Origin of the sequence: Achromobacter sp. GD03932 (assembly GCF_029839485.1) — a bacterium.
GTDB classification, from domain to species: Bacteria; Pseudomonadota; Gammaproteobacteria; order Burkholderiales; family Burkholderiaceae_B; genus Achromobacter; species Achromobacter bronchisepticus_A.
Genome location: NZ_JAOCAT010000002.1, coordinates 1 through 22,908, shown reverse-complemented (window position 1 = coordinate 22,908; position 22,908 = coordinate 1). Strand labels below are relative to the sequence as shown.

The following is a 22,908-nucleotide window of genomic DNA, read 5'->3' as shown; positions in this document are numbered from 1 at the left end:
TGGGTAATTTCAGAGTGCACATCCGCTCAAGCACACGCGGCCGCCAATGCGCCAGTCCGCTGCTCCGGCCCAGGATCCGCGCGCCCTTCGCCCCAGTTGTTGATGCGCCGCAAACGCGTCTATGCTCCATGTGAAATAAATATGACCGGTCATCAAATCGCCCTCCCCGTTTGATTAAGATCTCAGCTTTTGCCGTTGGACGCCCGCCGCCATGTCGGAACAGGAATTGAAACTGCACGTGCCCGCGGCTTCGCGCCAGGCGGTGCAGCGAGAGATCAAGCAGCTTGAGGCGACCCGCATCCGCCTGCACGCCATGTATTTCGATACGCCGGAACGCGAGCTTGCGCGTGCGCGCATCGCCATCCGGCTACGCCAGGAAGGCCGCGACTGGGTGCAGACGCTGAAGATGCCTGGCATCAACGCCATCACGCGCATCGAACTCAACCACCCACGGCCGGGTCCGGTGCTGGACCTGTCGGTGTATGCCGGCACCGAGGTCGAGGCCGCGCTGGCCGCCGTCAAGGGCGAACTGGGCCTGCGCTATGAAACCGACGTGCAGCGGCTGCTGCGCAAGGTCCGCACGCGCTACGGCACGGTGGAGCTGGCCTACGACACCGGCATCCTGCGCGCCGGCGCGTTGGAGCTGCCCATCTCCGAGCTGGAATTCGAATTGGTGTCGGGCCGTCCCGCCGCCATCTTCGCGGCGGCTCGCGGCTGGCAGCGGCGCCACAGCCTGGTGCTGGATCCGCGCAGCAAATCCGAACGCGGCGACGCGCTGGCCCAGCTGGCGCAGCGCCTGGCCGATGCCGACGCGATTCCCGACGATGATCTCGAAGCCCGCCGCGCGCAAGCCATTGCGCAATTCTGGGCGCCGCGCGGCGCCGCTTCGGTCAAGCTGCGCGAAGACATGACCGCGCCCCAGGCCATGGCGCGCATCGCCGCGGAATGCCTGGACCAGATCGCGCGCAACGCCGCCGTGCTGGCCGAGGTCGACACCGAGGGCGTCTACCGCGCCGGCAACTCCGAACACGTGCATCAGTTGCGCGTGGGGGTGCGCCGCCTGCGTTCAGCCTGGAAGCTGTTCGACGGCTGGATCGCGCCGATTCCCGACGCTCTGCTGCAAGGCGTGCGCACGCACTTCGCCGCCTTCGGCGCCAACCGCGACCAGGACGTGCTGAACGAAACCGTGGCGCCCGCGCTGACGCGCGCGGGCATGCCTGTGATCCCCATGGAAGCCGCGCCCCCGGAACAGGACGCGCGCAGCATCGCCGGCGGCAAGGCCTTCCAGGCCTGGATGCTGGACCTGCTGGAATGGAGCCTGGACGTGCCGCCAGCCCTGCCCGCCGTGGACAGCCAGGCCATCGCCAACGGCACGCCCAGCGACGCCGCGCCCGAACCCGCCATCAAGCTGGAGGGCGGCGTGGCCGGCCCCAGCGTCAGACCCACCATCATTCCGATGCTGGCGCCCGAGCCCGATCCGCAACGCCTGCACAAGCAGCTCGCGCGGCGCCTGCACCGCTGGCATAGCAAGGTGGCCGACCAGGGTACACAGTTCGCGACGCTGGACATCCCCTCGCGCCACGAACTGCGCAAGCGCGGCAAGCGCCTGCGCTATAGCCTGGCGTTCGCCGAATCGCTGCTGCCCGCCGGCAAGCTGCGCGGCTATCGCAAGCTTCTGTCGCGCGTGCAGGACGTGCTGGGCGAAATCAACGACCTGGCGGTGGCCAAGGACTACTACGAGTCGTGTACCGCCACCCACCCGCAAGCCTGGTTCGCCCTGGGCTGGATCAGCGCGCGCCTAGAAGAACTGGCGGACGACGCGCAGAAAGCGTTCGACGACCTGGCCGCCAGCAAGCCGTTCTGGAAGTGATGCGGGCTTGAATGCAAAAGGGACGGCATGCGCCGTCCCTTTGTTGTTTCCGGCGCATGCGCGCCGGGTCCCCGGGCCTCAATCCGCCAGCAAAGCCCCGGCAAATTCGTCGGCCACGAAGGGCTGCAGGTCTTCCAGGCTTTCGCCCACGCCGATCCAGTACACCGGGATCGGGCGCACGCCCTGGCTACCCGCGGCCACGGCGGCCAACGTGCCGCCCTTGGCGGTGCCGTCCAGCTTGGTCACGACCAGGCCGGTCAGATTGATGGCGGCATCGAAGGCGCGGATCTGCGCCAAGGCGTTCTGGCCGGTATTGCCGTCCACCACCAGCAGCACCTCGTGCGGCGCGGCGGCATCCGCCTTGCCGATGACGCGGCGGATCTTCTTCAGCTCTTCCATCAGGTGCAGCTGCGTGGGCAGGCGACCTGCGGTATCCACCATCACCACGCCCATGCCGCGCGCGCGACCGGCATTGACGGCATCGAAAGCGACAGCTGCCGGATCGCCGCCGTCCTGCGAGATCACCGTCACGTTGTTGCGGCTACCCCATTCGATGAGCTGCTCGCGCGCGGCGGCGCGGAAGGTGTCGCCCGCGGCCAGCAGCACACTGGCCCCCTGGCGCTGGAAGGTGTGGGCCAGCTTGCCGATGGAAGTGGTCTTGCCGGCGCCGTTGACGCCGGCGATCATGACGACCAGGGGTTGCGTGCGCTTCAGATCGAAGGCGCGCTCCAGCGGACGCAGGTGGTCGGCCAGCAACTGGCGCAGCGCCGCCTTGACCTTGGCAGGGTCTTCGATGCGTTCTTTCTTGACTCGCGCGCGCAGCGCGGTCAGGAGCTTTTCGGTAGCCTCCAGGCCCGCATCGGCCATAATGAGCGCCGATTCGAGTTCCTCGAACAGGTTCTCGTCGACCTTCACGCCGATGAAGATGCCGCCGATGCTCTGGCCCGTACGCGACAGGCCTTGCTTCAGGCGGGACAGCCAGGAAGCCTTCTTGGGGGCTTCAGCGGCGGGCATGGCCGGAGCCGCAACCGGCGCAGGCGCGGCGGCCGGGGCAGGCGTTGCCGCCACTGGCGCAGAAACCGCGACAGGCGCGGGAGCCGCTACCGGCGCAGGCGCTGGCGCTGGCGCTGGCGCCGGAACAGGTGCCGGTGACGCTGCCTGAGCGGGTGGCGGCGTAAACGCTGCGGGTGCAACCGGCGCGGGCGTTACTGCTGGAGCCTCGTGCGGCGCAGCAACTGGCGCAACAACCGGCGTTGCAGCCGGTGCGACGGCGGCCTGTTCGATGCTGGGTTCGCGGCGCGGTTCGGCGGCCACGGGCGCCGGCGGCGCGGGAGTGACCGGGACGGCGGCGGGCTCGGCAGGCGCGGCTACGGCGTCTGCGGCCTCCGGCGGCGGCGCGGGTTGGACCGGCGCGGCGGGCGGAGGGGATTTTTTCTTGAAGAAGCGGCTAAACATGGGTAACAAGTATATTCGTATCGTCGGGGGCCAATACAGACGCACCCCCATTGCCGTGCCCGACGTGGAGACGCTGCGCCCCACGCCCGACCGGGTGCGCGAGACGCTGTTCAACTGGCTCAATCACCTGTGGGGCGGCGAGTTCGCCGACAAGCAGGTGCTGGATCTGTTCGCCGGCAGCGGCGCCCTGGGCTTCGAGGCGGCCTCGCGCGGCGTGGCGCATGTGCAGATGGTCGAGCGGGATAAGACCGCTGCGTCCGCGCTGCGGACACTGCGCGACAAGCTCAAAGCCGACATGATACGCATCCATGTAGGCGACGCCATGCAGGTCGCTGAACGCATGGATGCGTCCCGATTTGACCTGATCCTGCTGGATCCGCCCTTCGGCCAAGGCTGGCTGCCGCGCCTGTGGCCGATTCTGCCGGGCATTCTGACCGAGCATGGGCTAGTCTACGTAGAGGCGGAAAATCCCATCGAAGCCCCCGAAGGATTCACGATCTTGCGGCAGGACAAGGCAGGCGCGGTCCACTACCACCTGCTGGAATTTGCTGCATTGCGCAAATAGGTCAATAATCCGAGCTTCGGAGGATGGTGTACACCACTTATAACGGTACGGAGCTCCTATGATCACCGCTGTATATCCCGGCACTTTCGACCCGCTGACCAGAGGCCACGAGGACCTGGTCCGCCGTGCCGCCACGCTTTTCGACAAAGTCGTGGTGGGGATCGCGATTAGCCGCAACAAGAAGCCCTTCTTCAGCATCGACGAGCGCGTGGAAATCGCGCGCGAAGTGCTGGGCCACTATCCCAACGTGGAAGTGCAAAGCTTCGGCGGCCTGCTCAAGGACTTCGTGCGCGACCAGGACGGACGCGTGATCGTGCGCGGCCTGCGCGCCGTGTCCGACTTCGAGTACGAATTCCAGATGGCCGGCATGAACCGCCACCTGCTGCCCGACGTCGAAACGCTGTTCATGACGCCCTCGGACCAGTACCAGTTCATCTCCGGCACCATCGTGCGCGAAATCGCACAGCTGGGCGGCGACGTGAGCAAGTTCGTGTTTCCGTCGGTCGAGCGCTGGCTCCAGGAAAAAGCCAAGGAACGCCGCGAACAGTCCTGGCCGGGCTGAGCCCCGCCGGGCAGGTATTGCTCCACCCTCGAAGGGCGCGCAAAGCGCCCTTCTTGCGCTGCGCAGCCCGGGGCGGACGGCGGCGGTACAATGCGCTCAGCCCTACCCGCCCCATACCGCAGCCCGCCATGGCCCTGACCATCACCGAAGAATGCATCAATTGCGACGTTTGCGAGCCCCAGTGCCCGAACGAAGCAATCTCCATGGGCGAGGACTATTACGTCATCGACCCCGACCGGTGCACCGAATGCGTGGGCCATCACGACGAGCCTCAATGCAAGGTCGTGTGCCCCGTGGAGTGCATCGAGCTGCACCCGCAATGGAATGAAGGCCAGGAACAGCTCATGGCCAAGTACCGTCGGCTGACCGGTGCCGCATGAGCGACGCCGCGCAGTCCAGCATCAACCTCCCTCCTTCCCCCCACCACGCCCGCCGCGACCTGTCCGCATCGGCCATCGCCGCCGGCCTGGTCGCCGTGCTGGTCAGCTTCGGCGGCACCGCCGTGCTGATGGTGCAGGCTGGCCACACCGCGGGCCTGGATTCCGCACACATCGGCTCCTGGATCGGCTCGCTCAGCCTGGCGTTCGGCCTGGGCGGCGCCTTGTACAGCCTGCGCACGGGCCTGCCCATCGTCATGGCCTGGTCCACCCCCGGCGCGGCCCTGCTGGTCACCGCGCTGGCCGGGGTTCCGTTCAATGAAGCCATCGGCGCCTTCATCCTGGCCGCCGCGCTGACGCTGGCCTGCGGCCTGTTCGGCTGGATCGATCCCATCCTGCGCCGCATCCCCGGCGAAATCGCCGCGGCCATGCTGGCGGGCGTGCTGCTCAATTTCGGCATGGGCGTCTTCAGCAACATCAAGCAGCAGCCGGCGCTGGTGCTGGCGATGTGCGCCGCCTATCTGCTGTGCCGGCGCTGGGCGCCGCGCTATGCGGTGCTGGTGGTCATGCTGGTGGCCATCGCCATCGCCTTCGGCCTGAACCTGATCCAGCTGGACCTGCTGGACTGGCGCCTCACCGAATTTGTCTGGACCACGCCCGCCTTCAGCGCGCAGGCCGCGGTCAGCCTGGGCATTCCGCTTTTCGTGGTCGCGATGGCCTCGCAAAACCTTCCCGGCCTGGCCATCCTGCAAGCGGCCGGCTACCAGCCGCCCGCTTCGCGCCTGGTGGCGGCCACCGGCCTGCTGGGCCTGCTGGCTGCGCCCTTCGGCGCGCACAGCGTCACGATGGGCGCCATCAGCGCGGCCATCTGCACCGGTCCCGAAGCGCATGCGGACCCGTCCAAGCGCTACATCGCCGCCGCCACCTACGGCCTGGGCTATGTCGTGCTGAGCGTCGTGGCCGGCGCCGTGGCCGTGTTCTTCCAGGCCTTGCCCGCCGCCTTGCTGGCCGCGCTGGCCGGGCTGGCGCTGCTGGGCACCATCATGGGCGGCATGGCTGCAGCCATGGCCAACCCGCAACGCCGCGAAGCCGCGCTCATCACGCTGCTGGCCACGGCATCGGGCTTCAGTTTCTGGGGTATCGGATCGGCCTTCTGGGGCCTGCTGGCAGGCCTGCTGGCCCACGTGGCGTTCGAATTCAGACGCTCTGGCGCAAAGGCCTGAGCGGCCCTTGCGCCCGGCCCCTTCAGGCCGGCCAAGCGGCCACGGGCGTGTCGGGGTGTACCTTCATGATGCGGCAAGGCACCTGCACGAAGTTGGAAATCCAGGCCGCGGCCAGCTCCCCTTCGTCGATCACATCGACTACCTGCTCGCCCACCTTCATGCTGTAGCGCACGCTGTCGTCGTCTTCGATGACGTCCAGCGGAATGTCCATGCGCAGCATGCCTGGCGCCTTCAGCACCAGGTAGCCCAACCGCAACTCGACCGAGACCTCGGCCAGCCGCGGACACAGGGCGCGGTTCAGCCACTGCCCGGAATCGTTGGCGACCAGCCATTGCCGGTGATAGCCCGCGGCCTCGGCCTGCGCGGTCAAGCCGCACTCGGCCACGGGTTGGAAGTTCTCGGCGTTCATTTGCCCAGCAATCCCTTCAAAGCCTTGTCGACGGCCGCGCCGCCCTTGCCCTTGCCCGTCACCGCTTCGCGCAGCTTGTTTTCCAGGCTGCGCTGGAGTATGCCGCCTATGGCGTCCTTCCAGAGCACAGTGTAGGTCGGCTTGTCGAACGGCCCCTTGACGTGCACGGGGATGGTGACGTCCTTCAGGTCTATCAGCTCCTTGCCTTCCGGATCGGCAGCCGGATTGACGACGCGGGCGCGCGCCACCAGGTCCAGTTCGCTCTTGACGAAGTCTATGGTGGCCGGGTCGCCCTGCGTCACGCGCAACAGCGGTGACACCACGTTCAGGCGCTTGACCGCGGCCACGCCCTTGGCGAAGGCCAAATCGGCGTCCATCTCGGAGAATTCCGTCTGCTTGCTGGTGTCGGAGGCGACGGTTTCGTTCTGCGACTCAGGCTTGAAGGCGGCCTTCAGTTCGCGCAGCGTCTGCGTCAGGTTGATGCCCTTGACCGCGCCATCGCGCAGGCGCAATTGCATCGTGCCGCCCAGACCGCTCTTCATGGCATAGGCGTTGGCGCCCGCCGTCTTCAAATCCAGCGCCAGGCTGCCCGTGCCGCTCAGCACGTTCTGGCGCGCCAGGTCCATCAGGAACGGTTCGATGGCAATGCCGGCCAGCGACATCTTGGTGGCCAGCTGGTTACCCTGCGCGGCATCCACCGACAGCGTGCCCGCCAGCTTGCCGCCGTACAGGCCCGCCGTCAGGCTGGAGATATCCAGCTTGCCCTTGTCCAGCTTGACCGCGGCGCCGACGTCATCGGCCTTCAGGCCGCGCACGACCAGCTTGCCGACCTTGATCGTGCCGTTGACGCTGGGGCCGATCAGCGCCGACAGGTCGATCGTATCGTCGGCAGGCTTGGCGGGCGCAGGAGCCGGCTGAGCCGGCTTGCCATCTTCCTTCTTGGCTTCCGCAGGCTGCTTGGGCGCCGGCTGCGCAGGCGTTGCCGCCGCGGGAGGCACCAGCTTGTCCAGATCGAGCGTGTCCACCACCAGCGCAAAATTCACCTTCGGCGCATCGCTCAGCTTGGTGATGTCCGCGCTCAGATCGAACTTGCCGCCTTCCAGCACGGCGTTGATTTTGCTGGTGGCCTGATCCTTCAGCAGATCCACGGTCGCGCTGCCGATCACGGGAATCTGCAGGCTGCCCTTGGGCAGTCCCGGATCGGTAATGTTGACGTCGCCGCGCAGGCCGGACAAGCCGCCGCTGCGCTGCAGCAGGTTCAAGGACAGCGGCGAAGCGAAGTTCAGCTTGACGATCCGTTCGCCGTTCTTGGACGTGCTGTCCAGCTTGGCTTCCTTGATTTCCAGTTCGCCGGCATTGCCGCTGATGCCGTTCAGGCCGAAGCTCGCGTCCAGGCCGCTGATGCGCACACGGCCGGTCAGCGCCTCTCCCGTGGCCGAAGCCGGAGAGATGTTGAGCGCGGGCGCGTCCACGGCGAATTCGAAGGGACCGTCGGCCATGCCGCCCTTGGCGCGGATGGCAAGCTTTTCGATCTGCAGCTGGCTCTTGTGCGGGTCGATCGCCAACTTGGGGATGGCCACGCTGGCATCCACATTGGTCGCGCGCGCGGCGGGATCCGTGACGTCGCCCTGGAAGACGATTTCCAGACCGGCAATATCCAGTGCCGACTTCTGGCCGTTGAAGGCCAGGTTGCCGCGCATGGCCAGGCTCTTGGCCTCGGCGCCCGGCAGCTTGCCGTCCATGCGCAGGTCCAGCTTCTGCGCGGCGTAGCGCTTGGCGGACGGGTCCAGCGTCAGCAGGGCCTGACCGGTCAGATTGGCGTCCACGCGTGGATCGCCCCCTTCGACGCGCGCGGTCATGCGCACATCGAACGGCTGATTGAAGGTGACGCGGCCGGTGTTGGCGTTGATCTTGGTGACCGCCACCGCCATGCCCGAGATCTCGTCCTGCAACTGCACCTGGCCGTCCTTCAGGTCAAGCCCGGCGATGTCGATCTGCATGTTGTTGCGCGGCTGCGGCAGGTTGCCGTTGGCGATGGCCTGCACCGCGCTCTGCGCCGCGCCCGCCAAGGCTTCAGCCGGATTGGCCGGCGCCGCCGTGATCGGAGCGGTGCCGCCCACGAGATTGCTGAAATTGAAATGACCCTGCTTGTCCCGCACCACACGGGCCTTGAAACCGGTGATGGCCACATGGTCGACGACAAAGCTGTTGGACAGCAGCGGCCACACGGCGACCGCCAGCCTGGTGCTATCGATGGAGGCGAATGTCTCGGAGCTGTTCGGCTCGGACAGCGACACGCCCTGCACCGACAGCCCGATGCGCGGGAAGAGTGACAGCTCGATCTCGCCGTCGATCGTCAGCGTGCGTTGGTAGCGTTGCTGGACAAGCTCTTCCAGCTTGTACTTGTACGCGTTGGGGTCGAATGTCAGCAAGAAGATGGCCAGGCCAACGACGGCCACGACAACCAACACTACCAGGCCTATCAAAATGCGCTTGAACCACGTTTTCATTGCTGCCCCGTCGGTACCTCGACTGGAAATCCTTGAATGCCGTCCGCGGCGCCAGGCGCGCGGAAGGTGCTTTAGCTGCGGAAAAACCGCCAGGCCCATTTAGCCACGGCCTTTCAGGGCGTGCCCGCTCTCTTGCCGAGCCTGGGGCTGCGGCGCCAAAAATGGGATCTGCCAAGGAAGGCTTGATGAAGACGCCAGCCGAGCCAGCGTACAGATAGCGCTATCGTAACAAATCGGGCCGGCTTCGCGCAGATGGCAGGGCGAGGCAACACAAAATCAACACTATCGGCATCAATGCCGCGCGTCGAAATCCGGCCTCGGACCTGACAACTTTCTGTCTCGCGGATTGTAGGGCTAGAATGATTGATACATCAATCATTGATAGATCCAACAATGTCCGCCCCCGCTACAGGCACCCCCCACTCGCCCGGCCAGGTGCTTCCTTTCCGCCAAACCTTGCTTGCCATGCTGGGCATGTGCTTCGTCATGATGATGGTCGCCATCGATCAGACCGTGGTCGGCACCGCGCTTCCGACCATTGTGGCCGAACTCAAGGGCTTCGAACTGTATGCATGGGTAGCGACGTCTTACCTGCTTACCTCCGTCATCACCGTGCCCATCTTCGGCCGCCTGGGCGACTACTACGGGCGCAAACCATTCGTGGTGGCGGCCATCGTGCTGTTCACCCTGGCCTCGGCGCTATGCGGCGCGGCCGACAGCATGTTCACGCTGGTCCTGGCGCGGGCGCTGCAAGGCATAGGCGGCGGCATGCTGGTAGGCACGGCGTTCGCATCCATCCCCGACCTGTTTCCCGATCCCCACGTGCGGTTGCGCTGGCAGGTCATGCTCAGTTCCGCCTTCGGCATCGCCAATGCCATCGGCCCGACCCTGGGCGGCGCGCTGACCGAGCACTACGGCTGGCGCTCGGTGTTCTACGTCAACCTGCCCATCGGCATACTCGGCCTCTGGTTCGTCGGACGCCATCTGCCGCACCTGCGCAACCACACGACCGGCCGCGTGCGGCTGGACTGGCAGGGCGCGCTGCTCATCGCGCTGGCGCTGGGCAGCCTGCAGCTACTGGTCGAGCTGCTGCCCAAGGAAGGACTGAGCGCATCCATCATGCTGCTGGGTGTGGGCAGCGCGGCGGCCTTCGCCCTGCTGTTCTGGTGGGAACGGCGCTGCCCGCACCCGCTACTGCCCCTGGATATGTTCCGCAATCGCGGCTTGGCCATGCTCTTCACGCTGGCCCTGCTGGTGGGCGTGACCATGTACTCGCTGCTGTTCTACGCGCCGCTGCTGCTACAGGGCGGCTTCGGGCTGTCGCCCCAGGACGCCGGACTGCTGATCACGCCGATGGTGGTTTTCATCACCGTGGGCAGCATCGTCAACGGCCGCATCATCACCCGCATCCGCAATCCCAACCGCATGCTGTACGCGGGTTTCATCCTGATGGCGCTCTCGTGTCTGGGCATTGTTACCACCCATAGCTATACGTCACATGCGCTCATCGCCGCATACATGCTGATGGCCGGGCTGGGCATGGGCTTCATCATGCCCAACCTGACGGTCTTCGCGCAGCAGACCGCCGGCCGCAGCCACCTGGGCATCGCCACCGCGCTGCTGCAGTCCCTGCGCATGATAGGCGGCATGCTGGGCACGGCGATCGTCGGCACCATGGTCAGCCACAGCTATTTCAGCGGCGTCGAATCCACGCTGCGCGGCGCTTCCGCGCGCTGGCTGCCCGAGCTGAACGATCCCCAGATGCTGGTCAATCCCGCGGCCCAGACGCAGTTCCTGGCACAATTGGCGCATCAAGGCCAGGACGGAACCTCGCTGATCGAGATCGCGCGCGTCGCGCTCGTCGGCGCCATCCACGAAGGGCAGCTCATTGCCCTGGCGGTTGCGGTGTTCGCGCTCTGGTGCGTGCGGCGCGTGCCGCCGGTCCAGTTGATCCGCCCCTCCAAACCAGAGCCGGCCGGCGTCGGAGAATAGCTTTTGCCCAAACAACAACAAGGCTTGCAGGTCATCCAGCACATGGGACAGGCCTACCGCGGCATGCAGAGCGCGTTCAGCAGCACGGTTGGCCACGCCCTGCCCCGCTGGCGCATCCTGCTGGCGCTGCATGAGTGCGGCCAATGTTCGCAGAAGCATCTGGCCGAACGCTGCCGGCTCGATCCCGCATCGCTCACACGGCAGCTGCAGGCCATGCAGAAGCTGGGCTGGATCGCGCGCGCCGTGGATCCGCAGGACAACCGTCTGACCAACGCCAGCCTCACGCCGGCCGGCCAGGCCGTGGTGGACGAAGCCTTGCCCAAGCGGGCGGCCTTCTTCGAAGAATCGCTCAAGGGGTTGTCGGCCGCGGATATCGATACGTTGAATCGCGTGCTGAGCGTGCTGGAGGCGAACTTCCTGCGGGCGGCAGATAAGACGCCGAACTAGAACCCACTGCGCCTCCATAAGAAGCGCGGTATCGGCCCATAGCAAAACGCGATTCGCGAGCCATCAGGATCATCCAGAATACAAGCCGTTTCCCGACATAAAAACAAAGAGGCGGCAATGGATTCCGTGTATTTGGTGGTGACCCTGGGCGCGGTCATCGCGGGCTTCGTGCAAGGTCTGTCAGGCTTTGCCTTCGGCCTGGTGGCGATGTCGTTCTGGGCCTGGGTGTTGGACCCGCGCCTGGCTGCGACGCTCGCGGTATTCGGCGCCCTGGTCGGACAGATCCTCGCCGCCATCACCGTGCGCCGCGGCTTCGATCTGCGACGCTTGCTGCCCTTCGTGATCGGCGGCCTGTTCGGCATTCCGCTGGGCGTGGCGTTGCTGCCGCGCCTGGACATGGATTGGTTCAAGACCATACTCGGCCTCCTGCTCGTGATCTGGTGCCCCGCCATGTTGCTGGCCAAGAATCTCCCGAAGATCTCCGCAGGCGGGCGCGCCGCCGACGCGGCCGTCGGCATGGCTGGCGGCGTGCTGGGCGGCATCGGCGGCTTCACGGGCACGCTGCCCACCTTGTGGTGCACCCTGCGCGGATTCGACAAAGACGCGCAACGCGCCATCATCCAGAACTTCAACCTGTCCATGCTGCTGGTGACCATGGGCACGTACTTGGCCAGCGGCATCGTCACGCGCGCCATGTTGCCCATGTTCGCCATCGTCGCCGCCGCCATGCTGGTGCCGGTGCTGCTGGGCGCCAAGCTTTACATAGGCATCAGCGAGGCGCGCTTCCGGCAGATCGTGCTGGGCCTGCTGACGGCTTCCGGAGTCGCGTTGCTGGCCTCGGCGGTGCCGCGGCTGCTGGAGCGCATGGCATAGTTCCGTCCGTACCCGCAGCAATACGGACCCGACAATGCCCATGAATCCCGACCGCCGCTACCTCGTCGTCCAGGCCCACACCAGCGAGTTCCCCGAACCCATGCTGGTGCGCAAGGGCGATCGCGTCGCCGTCGGCGAACGGTACGATGGCCCCGAGGGCTGGCCCGACTGGTATCTGTGCACGCCAACAGACCAACAAGCCGGCTTCGTGCCGGCGCAATTCCTGGACCGCCACGCCGACGGCAGCGCGACAATGCTGGAGGATTTCACCAACAAGGAACTGGATGTCGCGCAAGGCGAAATACTGCGCGGAGAACGCGAATTGAATGGATGGGTGTGGGTGGTCAGGCTTATTGGTGAAGAGGCGGGCTGGGTGCCGCTTGAAAACCTGCGTCTGTGCGATCACACCATCTGCTGATGCGGTCCAACCCGGTCGCTGCCAGTCATCCCGCTATTCACCGCATGATTTGCGGCGAATAGCCAGCCTATTCGCCGCGACCGATCATTTCTCGTCCCTCATGCCGTTCTCGCAAAGCCCTTCCTGAAGCGGCGCGCATTGCTCTTGACGCCTCACCATGAAAAACACCCCAAAGATCGGACCAGGGTCCAATCTTTGGGGCGCTTCTCGGAATGTGCGGTTTCGCTTAGACGTTGAACAAGAAGTTCATCACGTCCCCATCCTGCACAATGTATTCCTTGCCTTCCGCGCGCATCTTGCCCGCTTCCTTGGCGCCCTGCTCACCCTTGTAAGTGATGTAGTCGTCGTAGGAAATGGTCTGGGCGCGGATGAAGCCGCGTTCGAAGTCGGTGTGGATGACGCCGGCGGCCTGGGGCGCGGTGGCGCCGATCGGCACGGTCCAGGCGCGCACTTCCTTCACGCCGGCGGTGAAGTAGGTCTGCAGGCCCAGCAGCTTGAAGGCGGCGCGGATCAGGCGGTTCAGGCCGGGCTCTTCCATGCCCATATCCGACAGGAAGGCCTGGCGGTCGGCGTCATCGAGGTCGACGATTTCGGATTCGATGGCGGCGCAGATGGCGACCACCGGCGCATTGCGCGCGGCGGCGAATTCGGTCAGGCGGTCGAGCAGCGGATTGTTGGTGAAGCCGTCGTCGGCCACGTTGCCCACGTACATCGCGCGCTTGGCGGTGATGAAGCAGAGCTGGGCGATGTCGGCCTTTTCCTCGGTGGACAGGTCCAGCGCGCGGATCGGCTTGGCTTCGTTCAGCTGGGCCACGCACTTTTCCAGCACGGCCACGATGCGCTGCGATTCCTTGTCGCCCGAGCGCGCCGTCTTCTGGTGGCGTTGCAGCGCCTTTTCAGCGGTCTGCAGGTCGGCCAGGGCCAGTTCGGTTTCGATGACTTCGATGTCGGCGATGGGATCGACCTTGCCGGCCACGTGGATCACGTTGGGATCTTCGAAGCAGCGCACCACGTTGACGATGGCGTCGGTTTCGCGGATGTGCGAGAGGAACTGGTTGCCCAGGCCTTCGCCCTTGCTCGCGCCGGCCACCAGGCCAGCGATGTCGACGAATTCGACGGTGGCGGACAGGATGCGTTCGGGTTTGACGATTTCAGCCAGCTTCTGCAGACGCTGATCCGGCACTTCGACCACACCGACGTTGGGTTCGATGGTGCAGAACGGATAGTTTTCGGCGGCGATGCCGGCGCGGGTCAGAGCGTTGAAGAGGGTCGATTTGCCTACGTTGGGCAGGCCGACGATGCCGCATTGCAGAGCCATGGGAATCCTGTGTAAGTACGGTATTGATCGTTAACGTTCTAGTTTACCCCGGCTGGGCGCTCAAGCCCCGCCGGCCGGACCGCCGTTGCGGCCCCGGTTAGGCTGCGGCGGCGGGAACCCAGCGCATGATGATCCAGATCATCAAAATGGGGCCGGCATTGAAAGCGGAATGCAGCAATATGGCGGCGCCGATGCCGCGGCGCACGCGCATCCAGCCCAGCACTAGGCCCGTGAGCCATTGCGGCAGCACCAGCAGGGGCAACAGCCAGTAAGGCGTCTTGCTGTAGACGAAGTTGGTCAGGTGCACCGCCGCGAAGGTCAGCGCGACCAGGTGGAACACCAGGCCGTAGTGCTTCAAGTAGTAGCGCCGCCAGGTCGTATCCCAGCCTTGCAGCGGTTCGGCGCGCTGACGCGCGCCCCAGCATGCCAGGATGACAAATGCGGCCAGCAGCAGAGCGGTCCAGACCTTGGGGCCCCATAGCACCACGGGCACCATCGCCGGAATCAGCCACAGTGTCTGCTTGGGGCGGCGCAGACCATAACGGAACAACATTTCTTCGACCAACGGCGCCCAGATCACCGCGGTCAGCCAGGGGATGTTGGCGGGATCGAGCCGGTGCGTGACGCCGCCCAGCCCGGCCGCAGCCACGGCTACAGGCCCCAATGCAAACAGGTTCACGGCCCACAGCAGCGCGGCCCAGGCCAGCAGTCGACCCGGCCCCATGCCCGGCCACCAGTCGGCCACGAGGCCGCTCGCGGCAGCACGCCCCGGCAGGCGCGAAGCCGGATGCGGATGGCGGATGAAGCGCCAGAAATCCGCGACTTCGCTGCGAAAGCGCAGCTTTCCGCCAGACACTGAAGCCGATTGCCGCTGGTCCGTCATCAGGCCTCGTTGCCGCTATGGAGTTGGCGTGTCGCCAGCGGGAAATCGCCAGCCAGCATGGCTGGCACCACGGCGCGGCACCGGTCGATGACCGCTTCGATCTCTTTCTGTTCCTCGCGGCGCGGGGGATGCAGCACGAAGTCCGCCACCTGCTGGGCCAGGCCCAGCGTGCGGGGATGGCCGATGCCGATGCGCAGGCGCCAGAAGTTGGGGCTGCCCAAGGCCGCCTGGATGTCCTTCAAGCCATTGTGGCCAGCGTGGCCGCCGCCCTGTTTCAATTTCACCTGCCCCGGCATCAAGTCCAGTTCGTCGTGCAGCACCAGCACCTGCTCCGGCGTCAGCTTATAGAAGCGGGCCAACGCGCCGACCGCCTGGCCGGAACGATTCATGTAGGTATTGGGCTTTAACAGCAGCACGTTGTCGGCGCCCAGGCGGGACTTGGCCACCATGCCGAAAAAGGACTTCTCCAGCGCAAAAGAAGCGCGCAAGTCGTCCGCCAGATGGTCGGCCAGCCAGAAGCCGGCGTTATGCCGGGTCGTTTCGTAGTCGGGGCCGGGATTACCCAGTCCGACGATGAGGCGTATAGGAGTAGACATGATGGGGGTGTTTAAACCAAAAAACCCTGCGCATGCAAATGCACACGCAGGGTTTCGGGTACCAGCCGGGGAAAGCCCGCAGGCTTTCCGGCGGAACTTAGGCGGCCGGAGCTTCGGCAGCGCCTTCGTCGGCGGCAGCGCCGCCCTTGACCACGGCCGTGGCGGCCAACAGCGGGTTGGCGTCACCGCCGTGGGGCACGTACGTCACGCCCTTGGGCAGCTTGATGTCGGCCAGGTGGACCGAAGCGCCAGGCAGCAGATCCTTCAGGTCCACTTCGATGAACTGGGGCAGCGCTGCCGGCAGGCAGGTGATTTCCAGTTCGGTCAGGACGTGGCTGATGATGGCGCCGCCCAGCTTCACGGCCGGCGAGACTTCAGCGTTGATGAAGTGGAACGGGACCTTGGTGTGCAGGGCCTGGTTGGCGTCCACGCGCTGGAAGTCCACGTGCAGGACTTGCGGCTTGTAGGCGTGCCATTGAACCGAACGCAGCAGGACTTGCTCTTCCTTGGCTGCGCCTTCCAGCGCCATTTGCAGGATCGACGCGTGGAATTCTTCCTTGCGCAGGGCGTGGTAGATCTCGTTGTGGTCGAGTTCGATGTTCAGGGGGGCAGCCGTACCGCCATAAACGATGGCGGGAACGCGGCCCGCGCGGCGCAGGCGGCGGCTCGCACTCGAACCCTGGACGCTACGCGCAGTGGCATTGAATTTCATGGAAAACTCCAAAAACAATAAATGGCGAAGAGGCTTCGCCGATTAATGCACGGCACGCGAAATGCGCGCCGTGTTGGTTGCACCTTGCCGCGACCAGCAAGGCGCAAAACTCTGTATCCGGACTACCCGTCCGAGGGGACGCCGCGTCTTAATCGACGAACAGCGAGCTGACCGATTCCGCGTTCGAGATACGCAGGATGGTCTCGCCCAGCAGCGCGGCGCACGACAACTGGCGGATTTTGCCGCTGGCCTGGCCTTGCTCGGAGAGCGGAATGGTGTCGGTGACGACCAGTTCGTCCAGTTCCGACGCTTCGATGCGGTCGATGGCGCCGCCCGACAGCACGGGGTGCGTGCAATAGGCGTAAACGGCGCCGGCGCCGCGGTCCTTCAAGGCCTGCGCCGCCTTGCACAGCGTGCCGGCGGTGTCGACCATGTCGTCCATGATGATGCAGGTGCGGCCGTCGACTTCACCGATGATGTTCATCACTTCCGACACGTTGGCGCGCGGACGGCGCTTGTCGATGATGGCCAGATCGGCTTCCAGCTGCTTGGCCAGCGCGCGGGCCCGCACCACGCCGCCGATGTCCGGGGACACGACGACCAGGTTCGAGAAATTGCGGCGCCAGATGTCGCCCAGCAGGATCGGACCCGCGTAGATGTTGTCCACGGGGATATCGAAGAAACCCTGGATCTGGTCAGCGTGCAGGTCCATCGTCAGGACGCGGTCGACGCCAGCCACTTGCAGCATGTTGGCCACGACCTTCGCCGAGATGGCCACGCGCGCCGAGCGCGGGCGGCGGTCCTGGCGGGCATAGCCGAAATAGGGAATGGCGGCGGTGATGCGGCCAGCGGAAGCGCGGCGCAGGGCATCGACCATCACCATGATTTCCATCAGGTTGTCGTTGGTGGGAGCACAGGTGGGCTGCAGGACGAACACGTCCTTGCCGCGCACATTCTCGTTGATCTCGACCATCACTTCGCCGTCCGAGAAGCGACCGACGGTCATCTTGCCCAGGGACATATCGAGGTGGTTGACTACGTCCACGGCCAGCCGAGTGTTGGCGGTGCCCGTGAAAATCATGAAGCTATCGTTTGCCATGATGGATGATGCGATGGTCGTTTTAAGACACTAACGAGGTGATGCGAGGTGATGCACCAGCGGACCCGGAAAATAAAAAAGCTGCTGAACCCGGGCCAGTGTCTTACAGGCGTGTTCAACAGCTTTTTTATGTATTCGGTTGGCTGGGGAGGAAGGATTCGAACCTTCGCATGCCGGAATCAAAATCCGGTGCCTTAACCAGCTTGGCGACTCCCCAACTATCTTGCAATCCAATTCCGCAACGGATGTTCAGTTAACCCAGTACATGCCTGCACTAACCGAAACCGTGGATGCGTTTGGCTGAATGTTTTATCAGCGCCGCGCATTATAGCGGATATTTCTGCTTCTGCCAAAACGGCTTCGGAGAGTTCGGAAAATTCGGCGAATAAACACGCACCAGATCCCGACATGCGAACTGGGTTTCCATGAAGGACTCCCTGCTCAGCAAGCCACCGCGATGCCCCAAGCACTTCTGGGTAAAGACGGTAGACCACCGGCTCCAAATCATTCCTGCCGAAGCGGGAATTAGGCGAAGCAAGAAAGACCGCTATTGTGATGGAAGAAGAATCCCTTGTCAAATCGGGTGCGGAAAATATTTGTGGCGTGGGCACGCTGGCGTCCGGCTGCGCCACCAGATACGCGCAATCCGGCAGCGTCACCGCCGTCAGGTCTTCGCCGACGCCCTGGGCAAATGCGGACTGGCCGAAGACGAATACGGGTACATCGGCGCCCAGCGGCAGCGCAAGCGCCATGAGTTCGCGCCGCGACAGCCCGGTGCCCCACAACCTGTTCAGCGCTATCAGCACCGAGGCGGCATCGCTCGAGCCTCCGCCCAGCCCTCCGCCTTGCGGTATGCGCTTTTCCAGGCCGATCTGCACGCCCTGCTTCGTGCCCGTGGCCCGCTTGAGCGCATGCGCGGCGCGCAGGGTCAGGTCCAGTTCTTCCGGCACGCCCGGCAGTTCCTGGGCGCGGCTGATGACGCCATCGGCGCGCACATCGAAATGCAAGGTGTCGCACAGGTCGATAAAGCGGAAGGCGGTCTGCAGCAGGTGATAACCGTCGGCGCGCCGGCCTACGACGTGCAGGAACAGATTGAGCTTGGCGGGAGCGGGTACGTCGTAGAGAGTCACGGCTGAACGAACAAAAAAAAGCGGTCGCCCGATTTTACCGGGCGACCGCTGATTCCGGGCCACGACGGCCCGCTATTCAAGGCTGATTGACGACCAGGCGCAGCATGATGCGCCGGCCCGGCTCCAGGCGTTCCAGCACCAGCAATTGGGGGCCTAGCGTGTCGTAGCGCGAGAGCCGCGCGCGCCAGCCGCCCTGCTCGAAAGCCGCCGGGCGACCCAGTTCGTCGCGCGACACTTCGGTCGCCTCGGGCGTCGCAGCCAGCTTGCCGCGCAGCCAGTCGCGCAGCCCGGACACGGGCATGCTGCTGCCCAGCGCTTCCGCAGCCAGGGCATCGGGGTTGTCGGCGACCAGACGGGTGCCGTCGGCCTTGGTCAGACTGGCCGCGCCGGGCCGTCCTTCCACCCGCGCCTCGGTCGAGCCCAGGGGATTGGTCAAGTCCAGCACATAGTGGCGGCCATCGTCCGACCACGAGAAGCCGCCCTGCACGGCGTTCTGCTTGCCGCTTTCCTCGTTGACGGTGATGGCGAAGCGGCCGATGCGCGAGAACGCATCGGCGCTGGCGCCTTCAATCGGCTTGGGCGTGGTGCAGGCGGCCAGCGTCGCCGCCAGCATCGCCATCAGGAACCAGCGCAGCGGCGCGGCGGCGCCGAGCGCACGTTGAAACACTGCGGTCACAGGCTGATCCCCAGGCGCTTGGCAACGTCCTGAACGGTCTTGTTCTTGGGATCCTTGGACACCGCGGCGCGCAGCAATTCGACGGCCTGGTCGCGCTTGCCCTGGGTCCAGAGGACTTCAGCCAAGTGGGCGGCAATGTCGGCTTCCGGACGCACGCTGTAGGCGCGCCGCAGGTAGTCGGCGGCGGCCGCCGAATCGCCCATGCGGTACTTGACCCAGCCCATGCTGTCGAGGATGAACGGATCGTTGGGCGCAAGCTCCAGCGCTTGCGTGATCAGATCCAGGGCCTCGGGCAGGCGCTGGTTGTGGTCGGCCAGGGTGTAGCCCAGCGCGTTATAGGCATGCGCATGATCCGGGTCCAGCGCGATGACCTGCCGCAGCATGCGTTCCAGATCGGCCAGGCGATTCTGGCGCTCGTACAGCATGGCCAGTTCGTATTTGATCTCGACCGTGTCGGGGAGCGCCTGATCGGCTGCTTCCAACACCGACACCGCCTGCTGCACGCGGTCGGCATCGCGCAGGATCTGGGCCTTGGTCAGCACGCCCAGCGTGCGCTCTTCCTCGTCCTGGGGCCCGGCGGCGTCGATCATGGCGAGCGCGTCGTCCACGCGGCCGCTCTTGGCGCGCAAGGCAGCCTGGCGCATGCGCACCGAGTAGCGCAACGTCGGATCGTCGATGCGGCCCAATTCGGCAATGGCGTCGTCGTATTGCCCCTGGTCTTCGGCGATGCGGGCCAGCAGCACATGGGCATCGGCCGCGGCGGCGCCGGCGTCGGTCGCCCCCGGCACGGTAGCGCGCTGGCGCTGCTGCTGCACGTCCAGGTACTGCTGCAGCAGGTTCTTGGCCTGCGGCAGTTGCCCGGCCTTGTAGGCCAGCTGCGCCTGCATGAACAGGAGGTCGAAATCTTCCGGGGAACGGCGCGACATGGCCTGCAATTCAGACAACGCGCCGTTGTAGTCGCCGCTGTCGGCCAACTGGCCGGCCAGCATCAGGCGCACCTTGCGGGAGTTGGGGTTGCGGGCGATGTAGGCGCGCGCCTCGGTCTGCGCGCGCTGCGGGTCCACCTTGTAGCCGTATTCCAGCACGCGCAGAGCCGCGGGCTCCGACTTGGGATCCGCCGCCAGGGCCGCTCGGGACTCCTGCGCGGCGCGGGTGTAGTCGCCAGAGGCGGAAGCCACATCCGCCAACGCCAAGTGCGCGGCCGGCAGCTTGCGCACGTTGTCACTCAACGATTCATCCAGGATGCGCAAGGCCAGGCGGCGGTCGTTCAACCGGCTCAGCACGGCCAGCGCCTGGCCGATGGCGGCCGGCTTGTCGCGCGAGGAATCGATGCGGTTGCGCAAGGCCTGCGACAGACCCTTGGTCTGGCCGTTGGCCGCGGCCAGCGCCAGCTCGGTGGAACTGGCCTCGACGTCATTGGGAGACAGGCGCGCCCAGACCCGGGCCGCGTCCAACGCGCCCGGCAGGTTGCCGCCGGCCAACTGGAATTCCAGGGCGCGGCGGGCCAGGCGTGGATCACCGGTATCCCGCGCCAGGCCCAGCATGGTGGTCGCCGCGGAACCGTACATACCGCGCTGCGCGGCGATCTCGGACGCGAGCACGCGATAAAAGATGTCCGCGGTCAGCGAGACATAGGGCAACTGCCCGGGGCGCAGCCGGATGACTTCGGTTTCAGGGTGGCGGCTCTGGGGCGCCATCCTGGGCCCGGTCGCATCGCGCGTCCGGCTGTCGGCGGCCTGGGCCGGCGGGGTCAATATTGCTGCCAGCGCAAGCGCTAGCGCGGCGATCCCGATATTTATAGGTTTGAAAGACGACTTCACGCGGCCCGTCCGGTTGATGGCACAATCTTCGTACACGCAATTAATGATCTTACACTGGCTCATGCCGGAACTGCCTGAAGTCGAAACCACGCGTCGGGGAATCGACGCCGTCATCACCGGCCGGACGCTGACGCGGCTGGTCATCCATGAATCCCGCATGCGCTGGCCGATCCCGCAGGATCTGCCTGCGCAGGTCGCTGGCCGCGCCGTGCTGGAATGCGCGCGCCGCGGCAAGTACCTGCTGCTGCGGTTCGAACACGGCACCCAGATCGTGCATCTGGGCATGTCGGGGTCGCTGCGCAGCGTCGCGCCCGGCGAATTCCTGCGCAAGCACGACCATGTCGAATGGGTCTTCGAGCAAGCGGTACTGCGCCTGCACGACCCGCGGCGCTTCGGCGCGGTGCTGTGGCACCCCGAATCCGACGGCCCCATAGAGGCCCATCCCCTGCTGGCCAAGCTGGGCATCGAACCCTTCGACCCGCGCTTCGACGGCGCCTGGCTGCACCGCCACTTCAAGAACCACGGCGCCGCCATCAAGCAGGTGCTGCTTGCCGGCATGGCGGTGGTGGGCGTGGGCAATATCTATGCGTCGGAAAGCCTGTTCCGCGCCCGCATCAATCCCAAGACGCCGGCCAACAAGCTGTCGCCGGCCCGCTGCGAACGCCTGGCCGAGATGGTGCGCGCCACCCTGGCCGATGCCCTGACCTCGGGCGGCAGCACGCTGCGCGACTATGTCGGGGCCACCGGCGAGCCGGGCGCCTACTTCGAGATCCACGCCGCCGTCTACGAACGCGAGGGTCAGCCCTGCCGGGTCTGCGCCACCCCGATACGGCGCATCGTCCAAGGGCAGCGTGCCACCTACTATTGCCCGAAATGCCAAAGGAATTGACCGCCGACACCGCTGAAATCCGCGGGAAATCCCTGTAAAAACAAGACCATTTGTTTATAGCAAACGTATTGCACGAAAACTAACGCCGGGCTATATTCCTTCCACACACCCTATTCCTATAAAAGTGGAAGGAGCCTCCATGAGCAAGCAATTCGCCTCGCACGCCGACCTGGACGACAAGGTCGTCTCGTTCGAAAAACTGTCCGACAACGCCTATGCCTACACGGCCGAAGGCGACCCCAACACGGGCGTGATCATCGGCGACGAGGCCGTCATGGTGGTCGACACCCAGGCCACCCCGGTCATGGCGCAAGACGTGATCCGCCGCATCCGCGAAGTCACGGACAAGCCCATCAAGTACATCCTGCTGTCGCACTATCACGCCGTGCGCGTGTTCGGCGCGTCGGCCTACAACGCCCAGGAAATCCTGGCCAGCCGCGACACCTACGACCTGATCGCCGAACGCGGCGAACAGGACAAGGCCAGCGAGATCGGCCGTTTCCCCCGCCTGTTCCGTAACGCCGAATCGATTCCGCCTGGCCTGGTCTGGCCGACGATGACGTTCAAGGGCGAAATGACCGTCAACCTGGGCAACCTGGAAGTCAAGCTGCTGCAAGTGGGTCGCGGCCACACCAAGGGCGACACCATCGCCTGGCTGCCCGAGCAGAAGATCCTGTTCGCCGGCGACCTGGTCGAATACCAGTCCACCCCCTACTGCGGCGACGCCTACTTCCGCGACTGGCCCAGCACGCTGGACGCGCTGTCGAGCTTCGAAGCCGAGAAGATGGTGCCGGGACGCGGCCCCGCCTTGAAGAACGCCACTGAAGTGCGTCAGGGCCTGGCCGGCACGCGCGCCTTCCTGACCGACCTGTACGGCGCGGTGAACCGCGGCGTGGCCGAAGGCAAGGACCTGAAGACCATCTACCGCGAGGTCTACGACTTCATGAAGCCGCGCTACAGCGACTGGGTGATCTTCGACCACTGCATGCCGTTCGACGTGTCGCGCGCCTATGACGAGGCCACCGGCTACACCCACCCGCGCATCTGGACCGACAAGCGCGACCTGGAAATGTGGGCGCAGCTG

At 65.5% G+C, this 22,908-nt stretch carries 22 protein-coding genes and 1 tRNA gene; 11 read left to right on the top strand and 12 right to left on the bottom strand.

All coding sequences use genetic code 11. The annotated features are described in order from the left end of the window. The first annotated feature begins 211 nt into the window (after window positions 1-211). Window positions 212-1,870 (top strand): CYTH and CHAD domain-containing protein, encoded by a 1,659-nt coding sequence (locus N5C88_RS01795; protein ID WP_280014542.1) that lies wholly within the window; start codon window positions 212-214, stop codon window positions 1,868-1,870. A 78-nt stretch (window positions 1,871-1,948) separates the two neighbouring features. On the opposite strand, the gene ftsY is transcribed toward N5C88_RS01795, so the two are convergent. Beyond that, window positions 1,949-3,325: a signal recognition particle-docking protein FtsY gene (gene ftsY / locus N5C88_RS01790; protein ID WP_280014540.1), complete on the bottom strand. Its 1,377-nt coding sequence runs from the start codon at window positions 3,323-3,325 to the stop codon at window positions 1,949-1,951. On the opposite strand from ftsY, the gene rsmD reads away from it, so the two are divergent. The 4 genes from rsmD (at window position 3,324) to N5C88_RS01770 (ending at window position 6,052) form a co-directional block, all read left to right on the top strand. After that, complete coding sequence (gene rsmD, locus N5C88_RS01785) at window positions 3,324-3,890, top strand: 16S rRNA (guanine(966)-N(2))-methyltransferase RsmD (RefSeq protein WP_059371359.1); 567 nt, start codon at window positions 3,324-3,326, stop codon at window positions 3,888-3,890. The two genes, ftsY and rsmD, sit on opposite strands and share 2 nt — an antisense overlap. A gap of 58 nt (window positions 3,891-3,948) precedes the next feature. Then, window positions 3,949-4,452, top strand: coding sequence for a pantetheine-phosphate adenylyltransferase (gene coaD / locus N5C88_RS01780; RefSeq protein WP_280014539.1), 504 nt, complete (start codon window positions 3,949-3,951; stop codon window positions 4,450-4,452). A 128-nt stretch (window positions 4,453-4,580) separates the two neighbouring features. Beyond that, window positions 4,581-4,832, top strand: a complete 252-nt coding sequence (locus tag N5C88_RS01775; protein WP_042795127.1) for a YfhL family 4Fe-4S dicluster ferredoxin — start codon at window positions 4,581-4,583, stop codon at window positions 4,830-4,832. Beyond that, a complete protein-coding gene (locus N5C88_RS01770; protein WP_280014538.1) occupies window positions 4,829-6,052 on the top strand; it encodes a benzoate/H(+) symporter BenE family transporter in 1,224 nt (407 codons plus the stop codon). Before N5C88_RS01775 ends, N5C88_RS01770 begins: the two co-directional genes overlap by 4 nt. 22 nt (window positions 6,053-6,074) lie before the next feature. On the opposite strand, the gene N5C88_RS01765 is transcribed toward N5C88_RS01770, so the two are convergent. Beyond that, window positions 6,075-6,461 carry an MOSC N-terminal beta barrel domain-containing protein gene (locus tag N5C88_RS01765; protein WP_118931357.1) on the bottom strand — a complete coding sequence of 129 codons (387 nt, stop codon included), beginning with the start codon at window positions 6,459-6,461 and terminating at the stop codon, window positions 6,075-6,077. Further along, a complete protein-coding gene (locus tag N5C88_RS01760) occupies window positions 6,458-8,971 on the bottom strand; it encodes an AsmA family protein (protein ID WP_118931358.1) in 2,514 nt (837 codons plus the stop codon). The genes N5C88_RS01765 and N5C88_RS01760 overlap by 4 nt, the downstream gene beginning before the upstream one ends. A 393-nt stretch (window positions 8,972-9,364) precedes the next feature. On the opposite strand from N5C88_RS01760, the gene N5C88_RS01755 reads away from it, so the two are divergent. From N5C88_RS01755 to N5C88_RS01740, 4 genes are all read left to right on the top strand, one after another. Further along, on the top strand, window positions 9,365-10,963 hold the full coding sequence (locus N5C88_RS01755) for an MDR family MFS transporter (protein WP_251879226.1): 1,599 nt from the start codon (window positions 9,365-9,367) through the stop codon (window positions 10,961-10,963). A 3-nt stretch (window positions 10,964-10,966) separates the two neighbouring features. Then, on the top strand, window positions 10,967-11,410 hold the full coding sequence (locus N5C88_RS01750) for a MarR family transcriptional regulator (RefSeq protein WP_059371354.1): 444 nt from the start codon (window positions 10,967-10,969) through the stop codon (window positions 11,408-11,410). Window positions 11,411-11,527: 117 nt separating this feature from the next. Then, entirely contained in the window at window positions 11,528-12,283 is a 756-nt protein-coding gene (locus N5C88_RS01745; RefSeq protein WP_251879224.1) for a sulfite exporter TauE/SafE family protein, read from the top strand. 40 nt (window positions 12,284-12,323) lie between these two features. After that, the gene (locus N5C88_RS01740; protein ID WP_280014537.1) at window positions 12,324-12,701 is read left to right on the top strand and encodes a ligand-binding protein SH3; all 378 of its coding nucleotides are present in this window, start codon (window positions 12,324-12,326) and stop codon (window positions 12,699-12,701) included. A 226-nt stretch (window positions 12,702-12,927) separates the two neighbouring features. Here the strand turns inward: N5C88_RS01740 and ychF are convergent, their stop codons facing one another. The 9 genes from ychF to N5C88_RS01695 all read right to left on the bottom strand — a co-directional run bounded on the left by ychF (window position 12,928) and on the right by N5C88_RS01695 (window position 20,998). Then, a complete protein-coding gene (gene ychF, locus N5C88_RS01735; protein WP_054451948.1) occupies window positions 12,928-14,019 on the bottom strand; it encodes a redox-regulated ATPase YchF in 1,092 nt (363 codons plus the stop codon). A gap of 97 nt (window positions 14,020-14,116) precedes the next feature. Further along, window positions 14,117-14,902, bottom strand: a complete 786-nt coding sequence (locus tag N5C88_RS01730; RefSeq protein WP_118931362.1) for a CPBP family glutamic-type intramembrane protease — start codon at window positions 14,900-14,902, stop codon at window positions 14,117-14,119. Beyond that, the gene (gene pth / locus N5C88_RS01725; protein WP_013396185.1) at window positions 14,902-15,498 is read right to left on the bottom strand and encodes an aminoacyl-tRNA hydrolase; all 597 of its coding nucleotides are present in this window, start codon (window positions 15,496-15,498) and stop codon (window positions 14,902-14,904) included. The genes N5C88_RS01730 and pth overlap by 1 nt, the downstream gene beginning before the upstream one ends. Window positions 15,499-15,595: 97 nt before the next feature. Next, window positions 15,596-16,210 (bottom strand): 50S ribosomal protein L25/general stress protein Ctc, encoded by a 615-nt coding sequence (locus tag N5C88_RS01720; RefSeq protein WP_042797362.1) that lies wholly within the window; start codon window positions 16,208-16,210, stop codon window positions 15,596-15,598. A gap of 148 nt (window positions 16,211-16,358) precedes the next feature. Then, the gene (locus N5C88_RS01715; protein WP_006227587.1) at window positions 16,359-17,309 is read right to left on the bottom strand and encodes a ribose-phosphate pyrophosphokinase; all 951 of its coding nucleotides are present in this window, start codon (window positions 17,307-17,309) and stop codon (window positions 16,359-16,361) included. A gap of 140 nt (window positions 17,310-17,449) precedes the next feature. Then, window positions 17,450-17,526: transfer RNA gene (locus tag N5C88_RS01710), tRNA-Gln, on the bottom strand. Window position 17,527: 1 nt separating this feature from the next. Beyond that, window positions 17,528-18,439 carry a 4-(cytidine 5'-diphospho)-2-C-methyl-D-erythritol kinase gene (gene ispE / locus N5C88_RS01705; RefSeq protein WP_280014536.1) on the bottom strand — a complete coding sequence of 304 codons (912 nt, stop codon included), beginning with the start codon at window positions 18,437-18,439 and terminating at the stop codon, window positions 17,528-17,530. Window positions 18,440-18,515: 76 nt separating this feature from the next. Beyond that, window positions 18,516-19,058: a lipoprotein insertase outer membrane protein LolB gene (gene lolB / locus N5C88_RS01700; RefSeq protein ID WP_059371488.1), complete on the bottom strand. Its 543-nt coding sequence runs from the start codon at window positions 19,056-19,058 to the stop codon at window positions 18,516-18,518. Window positions 19,059-19,111: 53 nt separating this feature from the next. Further along, a complete protein-coding gene (locus N5C88_RS01695) occupies window positions 19,112-20,998 on the bottom strand; it encodes a tetratricopeptide repeat protein (protein WP_059371350.1) in 1,887 nt (628 codons plus the stop codon). On the opposite strand from N5C88_RS01695, the gene mutM reads away from it, so the two are divergent. After that, window positions 20,997-21,824, top strand: coding sequence for a bifunctional DNA-formamidopyrimidine glycosylase/DNA-(apurinic or apyrimidinic site) lyase (gene mutM, locus N5C88_RS01690; RefSeq protein WP_059371349.1), 828 nt, complete (start codon window positions 20,997-20,999; stop codon window positions 21,822-21,824). The two genes, N5C88_RS01695 and mutM, sit on opposite strands and share 2 nt — an antisense overlap. 139 nt (window positions 21,825-21,963) lie before the next feature. Next, on the top strand, window positions 21,964-22,908 hold a 945-nt coding region (locus N5C88_RS01685), incomplete at its 3' end, for an MBL fold metallo-hydrolase (protein WP_280014535.1).

Bases quoted from the DNA above. Each gene is read 5' to 3' on its own strand.
- ychF (WP_054451948.1), bottom strand. From the start codon at position 14,019: ATGGCTCTGCAATGCGGCATCGTCGGCCTGCCCAACGTAGGCAAATCG.
- N5C88_RS01720 (WP_042797362.1), bottom strand. From the start codon at position 16,210: ATGAAATTCAATGCCACTGCGCGTAGCGTCCAGGGTTCGAGTGCGAGC.
- N5C88_RS01770 (WP_280014538.1), top strand. From the start codon at position 4,829: ATGAGCGACGCCGCGCAGTCCAGCATCAACCTCCCTCCTTCCCCCCAC.
- N5C88_RS01765 (WP_118931357.1), bottom strand. From the start codon at position 6,461: ATGAACGCCGAGAACTTCCAACCCGTGGCCGAGTGCGGCTTGACCGCG.
- N5C88_RS01745 (WP_251879224.1), top strand. From the start codon at position 11,528: ATGGATTCCGTGTATTTGGTGGTGACCCTGGGCGCGGTCATCGCGGGC.
- N5C88_RS01775 (WP_042795127.1), top strand. From the start codon at position 4,581: ATGGCCCTGACCATCACCGAAGAATGCATCAATTGCGACGTTTGCGAG.
- N5C88_RS01760 (WP_118931358.1), bottom strand. From the start codon at position 8,971: ATGAAAACGTGGTTCAAGCGCATTTTGATAGGCCTGGTAGTGTTGGTT.
- N5C88_RS01795 (WP_280014542.1), top strand. From the start codon at position 212: ATGTCGGAACAGGAATTGAAACTGCACGTGCCCGCGGCTTCGCGCCAG.
- N5C88_RS01695 (WP_059371350.1), bottom strand. From the start codon at position 20,998: ATGAGCCAGTGTAAGATCATTAATTGCGTGTACGAAGATTGTGCCATC.
- lolB (WP_059371488.1), bottom strand. From the start codon at position 19,058: ATGGCGATGCTGGCGGCGACGCTGGCCGCCTGCACCACGCCCAAGCCG.
- coaD (WP_280014539.1), top strand. From the start codon at position 3,949: ATGATCACCGCTGTATATCCCGGCACTTTCGACCCGCTGACCAGAGGC.
- pth (WP_013396185.1), bottom strand. From the start codon at position 15,498: ATGTCTACTCCTATACGCCTCATCGTCGGACTGGGTAATCCCGGCCCC.
- N5C88_RS01740 (WP_280014537.1), top strand. From the start codon at position 12,324: ATGAATCCCGACCGCCGCTACCTCGTCGTCCAGGCCCACACCAGCGAG.
- ftsY (WP_280014540.1), bottom strand. From the start codon at position 3,325: ATGTTTAGCCGCTTCTTCAAGAAAAAATCCCCTCCGCCCGCCGCGCCG.
- N5C88_RS01715 (WP_006227587.1), bottom strand. From the start codon at position 17,309: ATGGCAAACGATAGCTTCATGATTTTCACGGGCACCGCCAACACTCGG.
- rsmD (WP_059371359.1), top strand. From the start codon at position 3,324: ATGGGTAACAAGTATATTCGTATCGTCGGGGGCCAATACAGACGCACC.
- N5C88_RS01730 (WP_118931362.1), bottom strand. From the start codon at position 14,902: ATGACGGACCAGCGGCAATCGGCTTCAGTGTCTGGCGGAAAGCTGCGC.
- N5C88_RS01755 (WP_251879226.1), top strand. From the start codon at position 9,365: ATGTCCGCCCCCGCTACAGGCACCCCCCACTCGCCCGGCCAGGTGCTT.
- mutM (WP_059371349.1), top strand. From the start codon at position 20,997: ATGCCGGAACTGCCTGAAGTCGAAACCACGCGTCGGGGAATCGACGCC.